Here is a 14,353-nt window from a genome sequence, read left to right as displayed (position 1 = left end):
ATCGACCTAATGTTACAAATGCGCCGACCCTCGCCGGTTGGCGCTTGCCGCGTCCCATGTCCGTCGCTGTTCTCGCTTTCGGCCTGAATCACACGTCCGCGCCCGTGTCGGTGCGCGAACGCGTGTCCATGCCGGTCGACCTGGTGCGGCCGGCGCTGGAAGGACTGCGCTCGGCCTTTGGCGGTTCGGTGCGCGAGGCGGCCATCTTGTCCACCTGTAATCGCACCGAGGTCTATTGCGCCGCCGAGGCGCAGGTGGCCGAGCAATTGCCGGCGTGGCTGGCCGACCACAATCGCATCGAGGCGGTTGCGCTCACCCCGCATCTGTACCGCCACCAGCAAGACGACGCCGTGCGCCATGCGTTCCGCGTGGCCAGCGGGCTCGATTCCATGGTGCTGGGCGAACCGCAGATCCTGGGGCAAATGAAAGACGCGGTGCGCGCGGCCGGCGAAGCCGGTTCGCTGGGCACGCTGCTGCACCAGTTGTTCCAGCGCACCTTCTCGGTGGCCAAGGAAGTCCGCTCGCAAACTGCCATCGGCGCGCATTCCGTGTCCATGGCGGCCGCTGCCGTGCGGCTGGCCGAGCGCGTGTTCGGCAACCTGGACCAGGCCCGCACGCTGTTCATCGGCGCCGGCGAAATGATCGAACTCTGTGCCACCCACTTCGCCGCGCAGCGCCCGCGCAGCATGGTGGTGGCCAACCGTACGGCCGAGCGCGCCGAGGCGCTGGCCGGGCGCTTCTCGGCGGGCACCATGAAGCTGGCCGACCTGCCCGAGCGCCTGGCCGAATTCGACGTCATCGTGTCCTGTACGGCCAGTTCCCTGCCCATTCTGGGGCTGGGGCTGGTCGAGCGCGCCACGCGCCTGCGCCGCCACCGCCCCATGGTCATGATCGACCTGGCCGTGCCGCGCGACATCGAACCCGAAGTCGGCCGCCTTGACGACGTCTATCTGTATTCGGTCGACGACCTGGGCCGGCTGGTGCAAAGCGGCACCGATGCGCGCCGCGCGGCCGTGGTGCAGGCCGAAGCCATCATCGAAACGCGCGTCCAGGGCTTCATGCACTGGATGCAGTCGCGCGAAGTGGTGCCCGTCATCCGCGACCTGCACCAGGCCGCCGAAGACGTGCGCGCCGCCGAGCTCGAGCGCGCCCGCCGCCTGCTGGCGCGCGGCGAGTCGCCCGAAGCCGTGCTCGACCAGCTGGCGCACGGGCTTACCCAGAAGTACCTGCACGGCCCGCTGGCGGCGCTGAACCGCAGCGAAGGCGATGAACGCAAGCAATTGCTCGCCTGGATGCCGCGCCTGTTCCCGGGCCGCGATTCGCGCCGTTAGCGCTGCTGCCGCAATGCCCGCCTTCATGGCGGGCGTTCGCTTTCCGGGCGCCCGCTTTTCGCCAATCCGCAATTTGTCACCCTGGTATCCCTTATGAAATCTTCCATGCGCAGCCGGCTGGAACAGCTGTCCCACCGTTTGATCGAGGTTGACGCCTTGCTGGCCGAGCCCGACACGGCTGCCGACATGGAACGCTTTCGCAAGCTGTCGCGCGAGCGGGCCGAACTCGAACCGGTGGTGCAGGCGTTCGCGCAGTTCGCCCGCACCGAAGACGACCTGGCCACCGCGCAGGAAATGTTGGCCGATCCCGACATGAAGGCCATGGCGGAAGACGAGATCAAGACCGGCCGCGAACGCCTGGAGAAGCTCGAATCCGAATTGCAGGTGCTGCTGTTGCCGCGCGACCCTAACGACGGCCGCAGCCTGTTCCTGGAAATTCGCGCCGGCACGGGCGGCGACGAAAGCGCGCTGTTCTCGGGCGACCTGCTGCGCATGTACTCGCGCTATGCCGAGCAGCGCGGCTGGCGCGTCGAACTGATGTCCGAAAGCCCGTCCGAGCTGGGCGGCTACAAGGAAGTGATCGCGCGCATCGATGGCGACGGCGCCTATGGCCGGCTGAAGTTCGAGTCGGGCGCGCACCGCGTGCAGCGGGTGCCCGCCACCGAGGCGCAGGGCCGCATTCATACCTCGGCTTGCACGGTGGCGGTCATGCCCGAGGCCGACGCCATGAGCGACATCGTGATCAACCCGGCTGACCTGCGCATCGACACGTTCCGCGCCAGCGGCGCGGGCGGGCAGCACATCAACAAGACCGACTCGGCCGTGCGCATTACGCACCTGCCCACGGGCCTGGTGGTGGAATGCCAGGACGACCGCTCGCAGCACCGCAACAAAGACAAGGCCATGCAGGTGCTGGCCGCGCGCCTGAAAGACCGCGAGCTGCGCGAGCGCCAGAGCAAGGAAGCGGCCGAGCGCAAGAGCCTGGTGGGTTCGGGCGACCGGTCCGAGCGCATTCGCACCTACAACTTCCCGCAGGGGCGGGTGACCGACCACCGCATCAACCTGACGCTGTACAAGCTGCAGCAGATCATGGAAGGCGATCTCGAAGAACTCACCGGCGCCTTGATCGCCGAACATCAGGCCGAGCAGTTGGCGGCGCTGGGGGATGATGTCTGACGTGAGCCGCCCCATCCTGCAGGCCTTTCTGCAAGACCCGCGCCTGCCGCGCCTGGAGGCGCGCATGCTGCTGGAGCACGTCTTGCAGAAGCCGCGCGCCTGGATGCTGGCGCACGATACCGATCCCATCGAGGCCTGGCAGGCGCAGCAATACCAGGCGCTGGCCACTCGCCGGCTGGCGGGCGAACCCATGGCCTACCTGGTGGGCCATCGCGAATTCATGGGGCACGATTTCGCGGTGACGCCCGACGTGCTGATTCCGCGGCCCGAAACCGAGCTGCTGGTCGAGACCGCGCTGGCCTGGCTGGCCGACCGCCCCGAGGCGGCCGTGCTGGATCTGGGCACCGGCAGCGGCGTGATTGCCGTGTCGATCGCGTTGGGCGCTCCGCGAGCCGCCGTGACCGCCACCGATGCCAGCGCGGCCGCGCTGCAGGTGGCGGTGCGCAATGCGGCGCGGCTGGGCGCGCGGGTCGATTTTGCGCAGGGCAGCTGGTACGACGCGCTGCCGGCGCGCGCGCGCTACGACCTGATCGTGTCCAACCCGCCGTACATCGCGCGCGACGACCAGCACCTGGACCAGGGCGATTTGCGGTTCGAGCCGCGCAACGCCCTGACGGACGGCGCCGACGGCCTGCGCGACCTGGCCGTCATCGTGGCCGGAGCAGCGGCCCGGCTGCGCCCCGGCGGGGCGCTGTGGGTAGAACACGGCTGGGACCAGGCTGCCGCGGTACGGCAGCTGCTGGCCGCGGCGGGGTTCGATCAAATAACCAGCCGGCGCGACCTGTCCGGCATCGAGCGGATTTCCGGCGGGTCCCTATAATGAGTTTATTCCGCCACCCCTGCTTTTCCTGTTTGTGAGACCACCATGAGCGACGTGCAAGAATTCATCCGCGACACCGTTACCCAGCACCCCGTCGTGCTGTTCATGAAGGGCACTGCCCAATTTCCGCAGTGCGGCTTTTCGGGCCGCGCCATCCAGATCCTGAAAGACTGTGGCGTGAAGAAGCTGGTGACCGTCAACGTGCTCGAAGACGACGAAGTGCGTCAGGGCATCAAAGAATATTCCAACTGGCCCACCATTCCGCAGCTGTACGTCAGCGGCGAGTTCATCGGCGGTTCGGACATCATGACCGAAATGAACGAGAACGGCGAACTCAAGACGCTGCTCGAAACCGCTGGCGCCACCACCGCATGACATCCCCGCGGCGGCTGGTCGTCGGCATCACGGGCGCCACCGGCGCCCTGTACGCGGTGCGCCTGTTGCAGGCGTTGCGCGGGGTGGATGACGTCGAGTCGCACCTGGTGGTGTCTGCGTCGGGCGTGCTGAATATCAAGCACGAGCTGGATACCAGCCGCCACGACGTCTACGCGCTGGCCGATCACGTGCACAGCGTGCGTGACGTGGGCGCCACCCTGGCCAGCGGCGCGTTCCAGACGGCCGGCATGGTGATCGTGCCGTGCTCGATGCGCACCCTGGCGGCCGTGGCGCACGGCCTGTCCGACAACCTGATCACGCGGGCGGCCGACGTTACCCTGAAGGAACGCCGTCGCCTGGTGCTGATGGTGCGCGAAACGCCTTTCAATCTGGCGCACCTGCGCAACATGACCGCCGTGACCGAAATGGGCGGTATTGTTTTTCCGCCGCTGCCGGCGTTCTATCATCGCCCCGCGTCCATCGAGCAGATGGTCGATCACACCGTGGCGCGGGTGTTGGAGCTGTTCGACATTCACGTGCCGGGGCCGCACTGGGAAGGGATGTAGGCGAGGGCTGGGTGTCTGGCTCTCGTAAGGGGGGCGGGCGCCGCGGTGTTGAGGCGGTGTGGGCACACTTTGGTGTCAGGCACCTTGCGGAGCCTGACACCTGGCTTCTGGGGTGTCAGGCGCGCAGGAAGGCCACCAACTGGCCTCTGCGGGGTCAGGCACCTTGCGGAGCCTGACACCGACACCTAGTATCTGCGGGGTCAGGCGTGCAGGCTGGGGACGTCTGTCTGCTACCAGACTCATGCGGTTACGCTGCCAGCAGTTCTTCCGGCGTGCGGGGCTTGGGGTAGGTTTTCTGGTAGTGCACCGTGAAGGTCTTGAAGGCCGCCAGGGCCTTGTGCGGGTCGTGGCCTTCTTTGACCAGGAAGCTGTCGAAGCCGACGCGGGCCTGGTAGTGGATGGTGTCGATCATGACGTCGCCCAGCGCCCGCAATTCGCCCTGCCATCCATGACGCGTGCGCAGCAACTGCGCCAGCGAATAGCCGCGCCCGTCGGTGTAGACGGGAAAATCAATGGCGATGAACGCGATGCCGGTGGGGTCGACGCGGTCGTCCGCGCCCACCAGCTCGTTCAGGTTGGTGGCCGGCGCCAGCAGCACGGCCACTGGATGGCGGCGCTGGCGCAGCGTGTCGCGCGCCGCGGTCCAGACCGGCAGCGGCACGATCCAGCCCGGTTCGTCGGCGGGCAGTTGCGCGCCGGCTTCGGCGTTCGATTCGGCGTCGGCCTCGGGCGCGAACACGCGCCAGTCATTGACTTGCAGGCGGCCGTGGCGGATAAGGCGCGCGGCGGCGGTATGAGGGGCAGTGGCATCAAGCATGAACAGCCTCGCGGGATGGCGCCGGCGCGGCCTTGGCCAGCGCCGGATCGGAATACACGTCTTCTTTGAAGGGCGCGATGCCCAGGCGGTCGACCACGTCGATGAAGCGCTCGGCTTCGCTGTCGCGCAGGCGCAGGTAGGTGCGCACCAGTTGCTCGACGACGTCGGGCACCTGGTCTCGGGCGAACGAGGGGCCGATGATGCGGCCAATGGCCGCGCCGCCGCCGCGCAGCGATTGCAGGTCGGGCAGCGGCTTGGCCGCGCCGTTCTGGCGGCCGCCGATGGTGACCTGGTACCACTCTTCGCCGTTCTTATCCACGCCCAGGATGCCGATATGGCCCACGTGGTGGTGGCCACAGGCGTTGATGCAGCCCGAGATGTTCAGGTCGAGCTCACCGATTTCGAACAGGTAGTCCAGGTCATCGAAGCGGCGCTGGATGGCTTCGGCCACGGGAATCGACACGGCGTTGGCCAGCGCGCAGAAGTCGCCGCCCGGGCACGAGATGATGTTGGTCAGCAGCCCGATGTTGGGCGTGGCCATGTTCAGCGCGCGCAGTTCCTGCCACAGCTCGAACAGCTGCGCGCGGCGCACGTCGGCCAGCACCAGGTTCTGCTCGTGCGACACGCGCACTTCGCCGTAGCCATAGCGTTCGGACAGGTCGGCCACGGCCTCCATTTGCTCGGCGGTGATGTCGCCGGGCGGCACGCCCGTGGGCTTGAGCGACAGGGTGACCGCGGCGTAGCCCGGCACCTTGTGGCCATGCACGTTCTTGCGCAGCCAGCGCGCAAAAGCGGGGTGCGCCGCGGCGTGCATCTCGGTGGGATCGGGCTCGCCGGCGGCGGCGGGGTCGTAATCGGGCCAGGTGAAGCGGCTGGCGATGGTGTCGACGTATTCCTGGGTAAGTGTGTCGGGGCCGCCCTTGGTCAGTTGCCATTGTTCGTCGACCTGCTGCGCATAGACTTCGGGCGTGAGGTCTTTGACCAGGATCTTGATGCGCGCCTTGAATTTGTTGTCGCGCCGCCCATGCATGTTGTAGACCCGCAGCGCGGCCTGCAGATAGGTAAGCAGGTGCTGCCATTCCACGAACGGGTTGATCAGGTGGCCCACCATGGGGGTGCGGCCCAGGCCGCCGCCCACCCACACGCGAAAGCCCAGCACGCCGTCGCGCTCGACCGCCTGCAGGCCGATGTCGTGCACGCCCACGGCGGCCCGGTCTTCTTCGGCGCCGCTGACGGCGATTTTGAACTTGCGCGGCAGGAAGGCGAATTCAGGGTGCAGCGTAGACCATTGGCGGATGATCTCGCACCACACCAGCGGGTTCACCAGTTCGTCGGGCGCGATGCCGGCGAAGTGGTCGGAGGTGGTGTTGCGGATGCAATTGCCGCTGGTCTGGATGGAGTGCATCTGCACCTTGGCCAGTTCGGCCAGGATGGTGGGCACGTCTTCCAGCTTGGGCCAGTTGAACTGCATGTTCTGGCGCGTGCTGAAGTGGCCGTAGCCGCGGTCCCAGGTGCGCGCGATGTGCGCCAGGGTGCGCAACTGGCGCGCGGCCAGCAGGCCATAGGGAATGGCGATGCGCAGCATCGGCGCATGGCGCTGGATGTACAGGCCGTTTTGCAGGCGCAGCGTGCGGAAGTCGTCTTCGGTCAGCTGGCCGGCAAGATAGCGTTGAGTCTGGTCGGTGAACTGCGCGACACGCTGTTCGACAAGTTGTTGATCGACGGGGTCGTACACATACATGGCAGGTTGCCCTTCTGGGGGCGCCCGGGGGGGCGCAAGGGAACAGCCTGCGGCTTGCGGCGGCCCGCAAAGATGCGACGGACACACGCCGCCGCCCGACGCCGCAGGGGTTCTATTCTCATAACCGTAACAGCCGCTAGATTGGCTTGTCTAAGTCATTCTGGTAATAAGAATAGAAGCCCGCGGCGCCTGTGCCGATACCCGTGGCGCGCGTCAGGCGCCGGGTGCCGGCGGCGCCGTTTCGGCCAGCGACGGGCGCTGGCTGGCGCTGGCGTACCACGCGGCCAACCCGGGGTGGGCGCTGCGCCAGTCGTAGTCGGCGTAGCGGAAATCCAGGTAGCCCAGCGCGCAGCCCAGCGTAAGCGTGCCGATGTCCAGCCGGTTGGCCAGCGAGGCCGCGCGCCGCTCGAATTGCGCCAGGGCGTCGGCCACCTTGCTCATCTGGCCGTCGATCCAGGCGCTCCAGCGGTTGGGCTCGGGGCGCGCGGTGACTTCGTAGCGAGCCAGCAACGCCGCGCCCAGGATGCCGTCGGCCAGCGCCTGGTCGGCCAGCGCTTGCCAGCGCGCCGGGCCGGCGGCCGGGAACAGCGTGCCGCCGCCCAGGTCGTTCAGGTATTCGCAGATGACCCGGCTGTCGTACAGCGCCTGGCCGTCGTCGGTGATCAGGGTGGGCACCTGGCCCAGCGGGTTGCTGGGGATGATGGTCTGGTCGCGGTTGACCGGATGCGCCGCGCTGGGCAGCTTTTCGATTCGGCCGACCAGGCCGGTTTCATGGGCGACCGCCATGCATTTGCGCACGAAGGGAGAAGCGGGCGAGAAATACAGTTTCATGCGGGGTTCCTGGTTCAGGCGGCCGCCTGCGGCTGGCAGGGCGCGAATTTACCGGTTGCGGGGTCGCGCAGGAACAGCAGGCCGGTGGCCACGCCGAAATACGCGCCGTGCAACTCCATTGCGCCGCGCTCGACGCGGCGGCGGATCGACGGGAAGGTCATCAGGTTCTTCAGGCTGTGTTCGACCACGGCCCATTCCAGCTGCTGCACGTCGGTGGCGCGGTCGCCCGTGCGCGGCAATGCCTCGGCCACCGGGGTGATCTGCGACATCCATTTGCCGATGAAGTCGATCGCGGTCAGCGGCTTGGCGTCGTCGAACACGGCGCGCACGCCGCCGCAGGATGCATGGCCCAGCACCACGACGTGTTTGACGTTGAGCGCATTGACCGCGAATTCGATGGCCGCGCTGGTGCCGTGGTACGACGAGGACTCGGCTTCGCCTTCGTACGGGGGCACCAGGTTGGCGACGTTGCGGATCACGAACATTTCGCCGGGGCCGGCGTCGAAGATCACTTCGGGCGACACCCGGGAATCGCAACAGCCGATCAGCAGGATCTCGGGGCTTTGGCCAGTTTCGCCCAGCTGTTCGTAGCGTTTGCGTTCGTTGTGGAAGCGGCCGTCAAGAAATGCCTGGTAGCCTTCGGTAAGTCGTTTCGGAAACATGGGGGTGTTCCTGTTGTTGTGGCGTGTGTGCTACGCCATTTTCCCACACCACCCTTACAAACTTGCCATGCGCCGCGCGGGCCCGCGCGCGGCCGCAAGCGGGGCGGGGCGTCATTGCGCCTTGATGTCCAGGGCGGTGAAACGAGTGAAGGCGTGCGGGGTCGGGGCGAGCACCTGCCAGGTTTCCCCAGGCGCCAGGGCGGTGTCGCGCCGGCCCGTGGCGCGGCCGACTTCGCGCCCCTGGGCGTCGTACAGCACGAAGGTGACCGACAAGCCCTGCACGGGCTTGTCGCCGTGATTGGACACGACGCCGGTAATGACCGAACTGCCGTCGGCCTGGCGGGTGGCGGCCAGGTTGCTGATGGATACGCCGTAGGGCAGGCTCTGGGCGGCGGCCGTGGCGGCTGCCAGCACCGACGCGAGCGCCAGCGTGGCCAGGATCTTCTTCATGGCGGGTTCCCTGTGTGTGGCCCGCTTTCCACCATAGAACGGCCCGGCCGCCGGCGCAAGCAGTGGCCGGGCAGGCGCCTGCCGGCTACACCGTTGCGACGGGCGTCACGGGCGAGCCGATGGCATGCGGCATGCGCAGCGGCGGCGCGGTCAGCATGAAATGATGGCGGCCGTTGGCATGCAGCCAGTCGGCCAGGTCTTTCAGGTACCACAGCTCGGCCAGCGGCAGGCCCAGCTTGAACAGGCAGTGGTGGTGCAGCGGCAGCATGGCGCGCGGCCCCTGGCGGTCGCGCGCCGGGTAGGCCTCGACCGCATAGTTGTCGGCGCAGATCGCCACGATGCCGCTGTCGGTAATCCATTGCAGCAGCGCCGCGTCGGTGCCGTCCAGGGCGGCGCCGTAGGCGTGCAGCACGTTCGGGTCGGGCTGGCCGGCCATTTCGACGACCTTCTCGGCAAAGCCGGTGCGCAGCACCAGCATGTCGCCCGATTCGATCGTAATGCCGTCGGCCTGCAGCACCTGCATGAGTTCGGCGTGGCCGATCAGCGTGCGCCCGGTGCCGAAATGGCGGGCCAGGTCGAGCAGCACGCCGCGCCCCTGCATGCCTTGCCAGGCCAGGTTCTCCACGCCCAGCTTCAGCGCGGCCGAGGGGCCGCCGCTGTTGCAGCCGCAGCCCGCGTGGTCGGCGTCGGCCGGGCCGATGATGTCGGTGCCGGCGCGGTAGCCGTTGTAGTAGCAAAGCTCGGCGCGGCCGTCGCCGTCGGCGTCGAACAGCGCGCCCACGTGGGCCAGCGAGTCCCATTGAGTGGAATACTGCATCGACAGCAGCACCTGGTCGTCGCTGAGCACGTCGACCGCGTCGGGGTTCAGGTTGCGCAGCGGGAAGTTCAGGTACGGCGTGTCCTGCAGCCGCGTGGGACTGAGCTGCGGCGGATGGCGGCGGGCGTTCAGCACGTTGCCGCCCGGCAGGTCCAGCGGCAGCGACAGGCAGAACGTCTTGCCGGCGCGGATCTCGCGCGCGCCCTTGAGCACCTGCGCTTCGGTCAGCAGGTTCAGTCGGCCCAGCTGGTCGTCGGGGCCGTAGTCGCCCCAGTTGGAACCTTCGGGGCGTTGCTTCCAGCGTTGCATAGGCTTACTCCGTAAGGAAGTCGGCCACCGCGCGGGTGTAGGCTTCCGGTTTTTCCCAGTTGGAAAGGTGCGAGGTGTCCAGTTCTACATAGCGTGCGCCGGCGATGCCGGCGGCCAGCTCGCGGCCGTCTTGCGGGGTAGCCGCCGGGTCTTGCGTGCCGGCGATCACCAGCGTGGGCGCCTTGATTTCGCCCAGGCGCCCGCGCAGGTCGGCGTCGCGCAGGGCCGCGCAGTTGCCGCTGTAGCCTTCGTTGGAAATGCGCCGCAGCATGTCGACCAGCACCTGGGTCAGGCCCGGCTGCTCGGCGCGGAACGCCGGCGACAGCCAGCGCTCGACCAGCCCGGGCGCCATGGCTTCCAGGCCATTCTGCGCCACCGCGGCGATGCGCGCCGACCAGCCTTCGACGCTGCCGATGCGGGCAGCGGTATTGCTGAGCACCAGCTTGCGCACGCGCTGCGGGTGGTCCAGCGCCAACTGCAGCCCGGTGGGGCCGCCCATCGACAGGCCGCAGAAGTCGGCCTGCGCGATATTCAGGTGGTCGAGCAGTTCGGCCACGTCGCCGGCCAGTTGCGCAAAACTGTATTCGCCCGCGGGCACCGACGACTTGCCGTGGCCGCGCGTGTCGTAGCGCAACACGCGGAAGTGTCGCGACAGCGCCGGCACCTGGCGCGCCCACATGTCGGCGCACGTGCCCAGCGAATTCGACAGCACCAGCACGGGGGCATCGGCCGGGCCGTCAATGACGTAATACAGGCGTACGTGGCTCAGGTCTGCATAAGACATAAGAGATTCCTGGAATGGCGGGCCGCGCTTACAGCAGGCACTGGCCGTTGACGTAGGCCTTGCGCCAGCGCGTGATGGTTACGCGCTCGAACAGGCCCGCCTGGCTGAACGGGTCGGCGGCGATGAAGGCTTCGGCGGCCTCGCGCGTGTCGAGGTCCACCACGTACAGCCCGCCGCCGGCATCCTGGCCGTCGTCCTGCAGCTTGGCGCCGCAGGCCAGCAGCAGGTGCTTGTTGGCATCCAGGAATTCCAGGTGCGCGGCGCGCTGTTGCTGGCGCACGGCCTGGTGGCCGGGCTTGTCGAAGGTTTCGATGATGTAGGGCATGGCGGGCTCGCGTAGGGATCAGATAGCCGAGGGATGGCGCGCCAGCGCCGTTACCTGGATGTCCATGTACGGAAACAGCGGCAGCGACGACAGCAACTGGTGCAGTTCGTCGTTGCTGGCCACGTCGAAGATGCTGACGTTGGCGTAGCGCCCGGCCACGCGCCACAGGTGCGGCCATTTGCCGTCGCGCTGCAGTTGCTGCGCCAGGGCTTTTTCATCGGCCTTGAGCTTGTCGGCGCGTTCGGCCGGCATGTCCACGGGCAGGTTCACTTGCATCTGGACCATGAAAAGCATGGACTATCTCCAATCGTGTTCAGCGGGAAAACTTCAGCGGCAGGCCGGTCAGGCGCAGCAGCTCGTCGGCGCTCATGTCGCCGAACATGTCGATGACGGTGACGCCGTCGGAACGGATGTCGAACACGGCCAGATCGGTGTACACGCGCGACACGCAACGCACGCCGGTCAGCGGGTAGCTGCATTCGGCCACCAGCTTGCTCTGGCCGTCGCGGGTCAGCAGCTCCATCATCACGAAGACGTCTTTGGCGCCGATGGCCAGGTCCATGGCGCCGCCCACGGCCGGGATGGCATCGGGCGCGCCGGTGTGCCAGTTGGCCAGGTCGCCGTGCTGCGACACCTGGAAGGCGCCCAGCACGCAGATGTCCAGGTGGCCGCCGCGCATCATGGCGAACGAGTCGGCGTGGTGGAAGAACGAGCAGCCGGGCAGCTCGGTGACGGGCTGCTTGCCGGCGTTGATCAGGTCATAGTCTTCCTGGCCCTTGGCGGGGGCGGGCCCCATGCCCAGCATGCCGTTCTCGGTGTGCAGGATGACTTCGCGGTCGGCCGGCAGGTGGTTGGCCACCAGAGTGGGCAGGCCAATGCCCAGGTTGACGTAGGCGCCTTCGGGGATGTCTTGCGCGACGCGGGCGGCGATCTGGTCGCGGGTCAGTTTGCTGCTCATTGCTGCTCCTTGGCGGCCGGGGCGGCGTCGATCTGCACGACGCGCTTGACGAAGATGCCGGGGGTGACGACGGTTTCGGGATCGAGTTCGCCCAGTTCGACGATCTCGCGCACCTGGGCGACAGCCACGCGCGCGGCGCTGGCCATGATGGGCCCGAAGTTGCGCGCCGTCTTGCGGTACACCAGGTTGCCCCAGCGGTCGCCGCGGTCGGCCTTGATGAGTGCGTAGTCGGCATGCAGCGGGTATTCGAGCACGTAGTGGCGGCCGTTGATCTCGCGCACTTCCTTGCCTTCGGCCAGCGGCGTGCCGTAGCCGGTGGGCGTGAAGAAGGCGCCGATGCCGGCGCCGGCGGCGCGGATGCGCTCGGCCAGGTTGCCCTGCGGCACCAGTTCCAGCTCGATTTTGCCGCTGCGGTACAGGCCGTCGAAAATCTGCGAATCAACCTGGCGCGGGAACGAGCAGATGATCTTGCGCACGCGTCCCGCGCCCAGCAGCGCGGCCAGGCCGGTGGTGCCGTTGCCGGCGTTGTTGTTGATGATGGTGAGGTCTTTGGCGCCTTGTTCGAGCAGGGCGTCGATCAGTTCCATCGGCTGGCCGGCCGTGCCGAAACCGCCAATCAGGACGGTGGCGCCGTCGGGTACGTCCGCCAGGGCGGCTGCCGCGTTTGCAACGAGCTTTGAGATCATGAGTGTCCGCGATAAAAAGGGCGTGTCATAATTTGTTCTTTATTAGAACTTTCGTTCTTTTTAAGAACATCGTTTCATGGTGACCCGGGAGTGTCAAGGCGGATGCGCCTGGCGTGTTCCCGGGTGGTGATCAGGGTTGGCGCACGCATGGTTATGGATACGCAGGAAACCCAGCAACCCAGCGATACCTACGTGCAATCGTTCGCGCGCGGGCTGTCGGTGATCCGGGCGTTCGGCCCCCAGCGCCCGCAAATGACGCTGTCCGAAGTGGCGGCCGCCTGCGGCCTGACGCGCGCAGGCGCGCGCCGCATTCTGCTGACCCTGGCGCACCTGGGTTATGTGTCGATGGACGACCGCAAGTTCTCGCTGACCCCGCGCATTCTCGAGCTGGGTTATTCGTACTTGTCGGCCACCCCGCTGTGGGACCTGGCGCTGCCCTATATGGAAGAAGTGGCCGAGACCACGCGCGAATCGTGTTCGGTGTCGGTGCTCGACGGCGCCGACGTGGTGTACATACTGCGCCTGTCCACCCACAAGGTAATGAGCATCAACCTGTCGGTGGGCAGCCGCCTGCCCGCCTGGGTGACGTCGATGGGCCGCGTGCTGCTGGCCGGGCTGCCGCCAGCCGAACAAGACCGCGTGCTGGCCGCCAGCGATATCCGCGCCCTGACGCCGCACACGGTGACCGACCTGGGCGAGCTCAAGCGCATCCTGGCGCAGGTGCGCGCCGACGGCTATGCCTGCGTGGTGCAGGAACTCGAACCCGGCCTGCAGTCGGTGGCGGTGCCCATCGTCGATCGTGGCGGCCGCGTGATCGGGGCCATGAACGTCAGCGGACATGCCAACCGCTATTCGCGCGAGGCCATGTTGGATGCCTTTTTGCCGCCATTGCGCCGCGCGGCCGAACAGATCGACCAGGCGCTGCGCCGCCGCTAGGGCGCGGCGGCCGGGGGCGAGGGCGGCGCGGCCGTTCATTCAGACCGGCGCCACGCCTAGCGTGGTGCCGCCGCACACATACAGCATCTGCCCGGTGACGAAGCCGTTGTCGGGCGACAGGAAGAACATCGCGGCGCGCGCCACGTCTTCGGGCGTGCCCAGGCGCTTGACCACGATGCTGTTGATGATGCGCTGCGTCTGCGGCGCGCCGTCGGGATTGCTGTTGCGGAACAGGTCCGTGGCAATGGGGCCGGGGCCGATGGCGTTGACGGTGATGCCGTCGCCGCCCAGTTCCATGGCCAGCGTGCGGGTCATGCCCACCAAGCCCGCCTTGGTGGCCGAGTACACCACGCGGTCGGGCTTGCCCAGCGCCGCGCGCGACGACATATTGACGATGCGGCCAAAGCCGGCCGCGCGCATGTCGGGCAGCACGGCCTGCACCAGGATCAGCGCGGTGCGCAGGTGCAGCGCCACGACGTAGTCCAGGTCGGTCAGGGTGGCCGTGTCGGCGGTGCCGGGCCGGGTGGCGCCGGCGTTGTTCACCAGGCCCACAATGGCGTGGTCGCGCGTGGCCTGGGCCGCGGCGGCCTTGGTTTGCGCTTCGTCGGTCAGGTCGGCCTGGATCGACACCAGCCCCTCGGGCGGATTGTCCGGCAGGCGGTAGTCGATGTTGACCACGCGGTGGCCCGCGTCGAGCAGCGCGCGCACGATGGCGGCGCCGATGCCGGCGCTGCCGCCGGTTACCAGGTAAGCCTTGGGTTTCATTTGG

The 14,353-nt window shown here is 67.7% G+C and carries 18 protein-coding genes; 6 read left to right on the top strand and 12 right to left on the bottom strand.

Annotated features, from left to right (window positions below; all coding sequences use genetic code 11):
- The first annotated feature begins 56 nt into the window (after nt 1-56).
- The 5 genes from hemA (at nt 57) to BPET_RS23015 (ending at nt 4,268) form a co-directional block, all read left to right on the top strand.
- On the top strand, nt 57-1,331 hold the full coding sequence (hemA, locus tag BPET_RS23035; protein ID WP_012251372.1) for a glutamyl-tRNA reductase: 1,275 nt from the start codon (nt 57-59) through the stop codon (nt 1,329-1,331).
- A gap of 93 nt (nt 1,332-1,424) precedes the next feature.
- Complete coding sequence (gene prfA / locus BPET_RS23030) at nt 1,425-2,507, top strand: peptide chain release factor 1 (protein WP_012251371.1); 1,083 nt, start codon at nt 1,425-1,427, stop codon at nt 2,505-2,507.
- A 64-nt stretch (nt 2,508-2,571) separates the two neighbouring features.
- Nucleotides 2,572-3,327, top strand: a complete 756-nt coding sequence (gene prmC, locus BPET_RS23025; RefSeq protein ID WP_050978356.1) for a peptide chain release factor N(5)-glutamine methyltransferase — start codon at nt 2,572-2,574, stop codon at nt 3,325-3,327.
- A 45-nt stretch (nt 3,328-3,372) separates the two neighbouring features.
- Complete coding sequence (gene grxD / locus BPET_RS23020) at nt 3,373-3,702, top strand: Grx4 family monothiol glutaredoxin (RefSeq protein WP_012251369.1); 330 nt, start codon at nt 3,373-3,375, stop codon at nt 3,700-3,702.
- Entirely contained in the window at nt 3,699-4,268 is a 570-nt protein-coding gene (locus BPET_RS23015) for a UbiX family flavin prenyltransferase (RefSeq protein WP_012251368.1), read from the top strand. Before grxD ends, BPET_RS23015 begins: the two co-directional genes overlap by 4 nt.
- A gap of 247 nt (nt 4,269-4,515) precedes the next feature.
- Here BPET_RS23015 and BPET_RS23010 read toward each other — a convergent pair whose 3' ends face one another.
- The 11 genes from BPET_RS23010 to BPET_RS22960 form a co-directional block, all read right to left on the bottom strand.
- A complete protein-coding gene (locus tag BPET_RS23010; protein WP_012251367.1) occupies nt 4,516-5,085 on the bottom strand; it encodes a DUF934 domain-containing protein in 570 nt (189 codons plus the stop codon).
- Nucleotides 5,078-6,826, bottom strand: a complete 1,749-nt coding sequence (locus tag BPET_RS23005) for a nitrite/sulfite reductase (RefSeq protein WP_012251366.1) — start codon at nt 6,824-6,826, stop codon at nt 5,078-5,080. Before BPET_RS23005 ends, BPET_RS23010 begins: the two co-directional genes overlap by 8 nt.
- 213 nt (nt 6,827-7,039) lie before the next feature.
- On the bottom strand, nt 7,040-7,657 hold the full coding sequence (locus BPET_RS23000; protein ID WP_012251365.1) for a glutathione S-transferase: 618 nt from the start codon (nt 7,655-7,657) through the stop codon (nt 7,040-7,042).
- 14 nt (nt 7,658-7,671) lie between these two features.
- Nucleotides 7,672-8,319, bottom strand: coding sequence for a carbonic anhydrase (locus tag BPET_RS22995; protein ID WP_012251364.1), 648 nt, complete (start codon nt 8,317-8,319; stop codon nt 7,672-7,674).
- A gap of 111 nt (nt 8,320-8,430) precedes the next feature.
- Nucleotides 8,431-8,769 (bottom strand): FxLYD domain-containing protein, encoded by a 339-nt coding sequence (locus BPET_RS22990; protein ID WP_012251363.1) that lies wholly within the window; start codon nt 8,767-8,769, stop codon nt 8,431-8,433.
- 85 nt (nt 8,770-8,854) lie between these two features.
- Nucleotides 8,855-9,895, bottom strand: a complete 1,041-nt coding sequence (locus tag BPET_RS22985) for a cyclase family protein (protein WP_012251362.1) — start codon at nt 9,893-9,895, stop codon at nt 8,855-8,857.
- Between the two features lie 4 nt (nt 9,896-9,899).
- Nucleotides 9,900-10,679 carry a 3-oxoadipate enol-lactonase gene (pcaD, locus tag BPET_RS22980; protein WP_012251361.1) on the bottom strand — a complete coding sequence of 260 codons (780 nt, stop codon included), beginning with the start codon at nt 10,677-10,679 and terminating at the stop codon, nt 9,900-9,902.
- Between the two features lie 28 nt (nt 10,680-10,707).
- A complete protein-coding gene (locus tag BPET_RS22975; RefSeq protein WP_012251360.1) occupies nt 10,708-11,004 on the bottom strand; it encodes a YciI family protein in 297 nt (98 codons plus the stop codon).
- 18 nt (nt 11,005-11,022) lie between these two features.
- Nucleotides 11,023-11,298 carry a muconolactone Delta-isomerase gene (gene catC / locus BPET_RS22970; RefSeq protein ID WP_012251359.1) on the bottom strand — a complete coding sequence of 92 codons (276 nt, stop codon included), beginning with the start codon at nt 11,296-11,298 and terminating at the stop codon, nt 11,023-11,025.
- A 19-nt stretch (nt 11,299-11,317) separates the two neighbouring features.
- A complete protein-coding gene (locus BPET_RS22965; protein WP_012251358.1) occupies nt 11,318-11,962 on the bottom strand; it encodes a 3-oxoacid CoA-transferase subunit B in 645 nt (214 codons plus the stop codon).
- Complete coding sequence (locus tag BPET_RS22960; protein ID WP_012251357.1) at nt 11,959-12,648, bottom strand: 3-oxoacid CoA-transferase subunit A; 690 nt, start codon at nt 12,646-12,648, stop codon at nt 11,959-11,961. Before BPET_RS22960 ends, BPET_RS22965 begins: the two co-directional genes overlap by 4 nt.
- Before the next feature lie 153 nt (nt 12,649-12,801).
- Here BPET_RS22960 and BPET_RS22955 point away from each other — a divergent pair, with 153 nt between their 5' ends.
- Nucleotides 12,802-13,584: an IclR family transcriptional regulator gene (locus tag BPET_RS22955; protein ID WP_041863193.1), complete on the top strand. Its 783-nt coding sequence runs from the start codon at nt 12,802-12,804 to the stop codon at nt 13,582-13,584.
- A 39-nt stretch (nt 13,585-13,623) separates the two neighbouring features.
- Here the strand turns inward: BPET_RS22955 and BPET_RS22950 are convergent, their stop codons facing one another.
- Entirely contained in the window at nt 13,624-14,349 is a 726-nt protein-coding gene (locus BPET_RS22950; RefSeq protein ID WP_012251355.1) for an SDR family NAD(P)-dependent oxidoreductase, read from the bottom strand.
- Between the last annotated feature and the right edge of the window lie 4 nt (nt 14,350-14,353).

It is taken from the genome of Bordetella petrii, from assembly GCF_000067205.1.
GTDB lineage: Bacteria > Pseudomonadota > Gammaproteobacteria > Burkholderiales > Burkholderiaceae_B > Bordetella_A > Bordetella_A petrii.
This window is presented reverse-complemented; position numbering and strand designations above follow the sequence as displayed.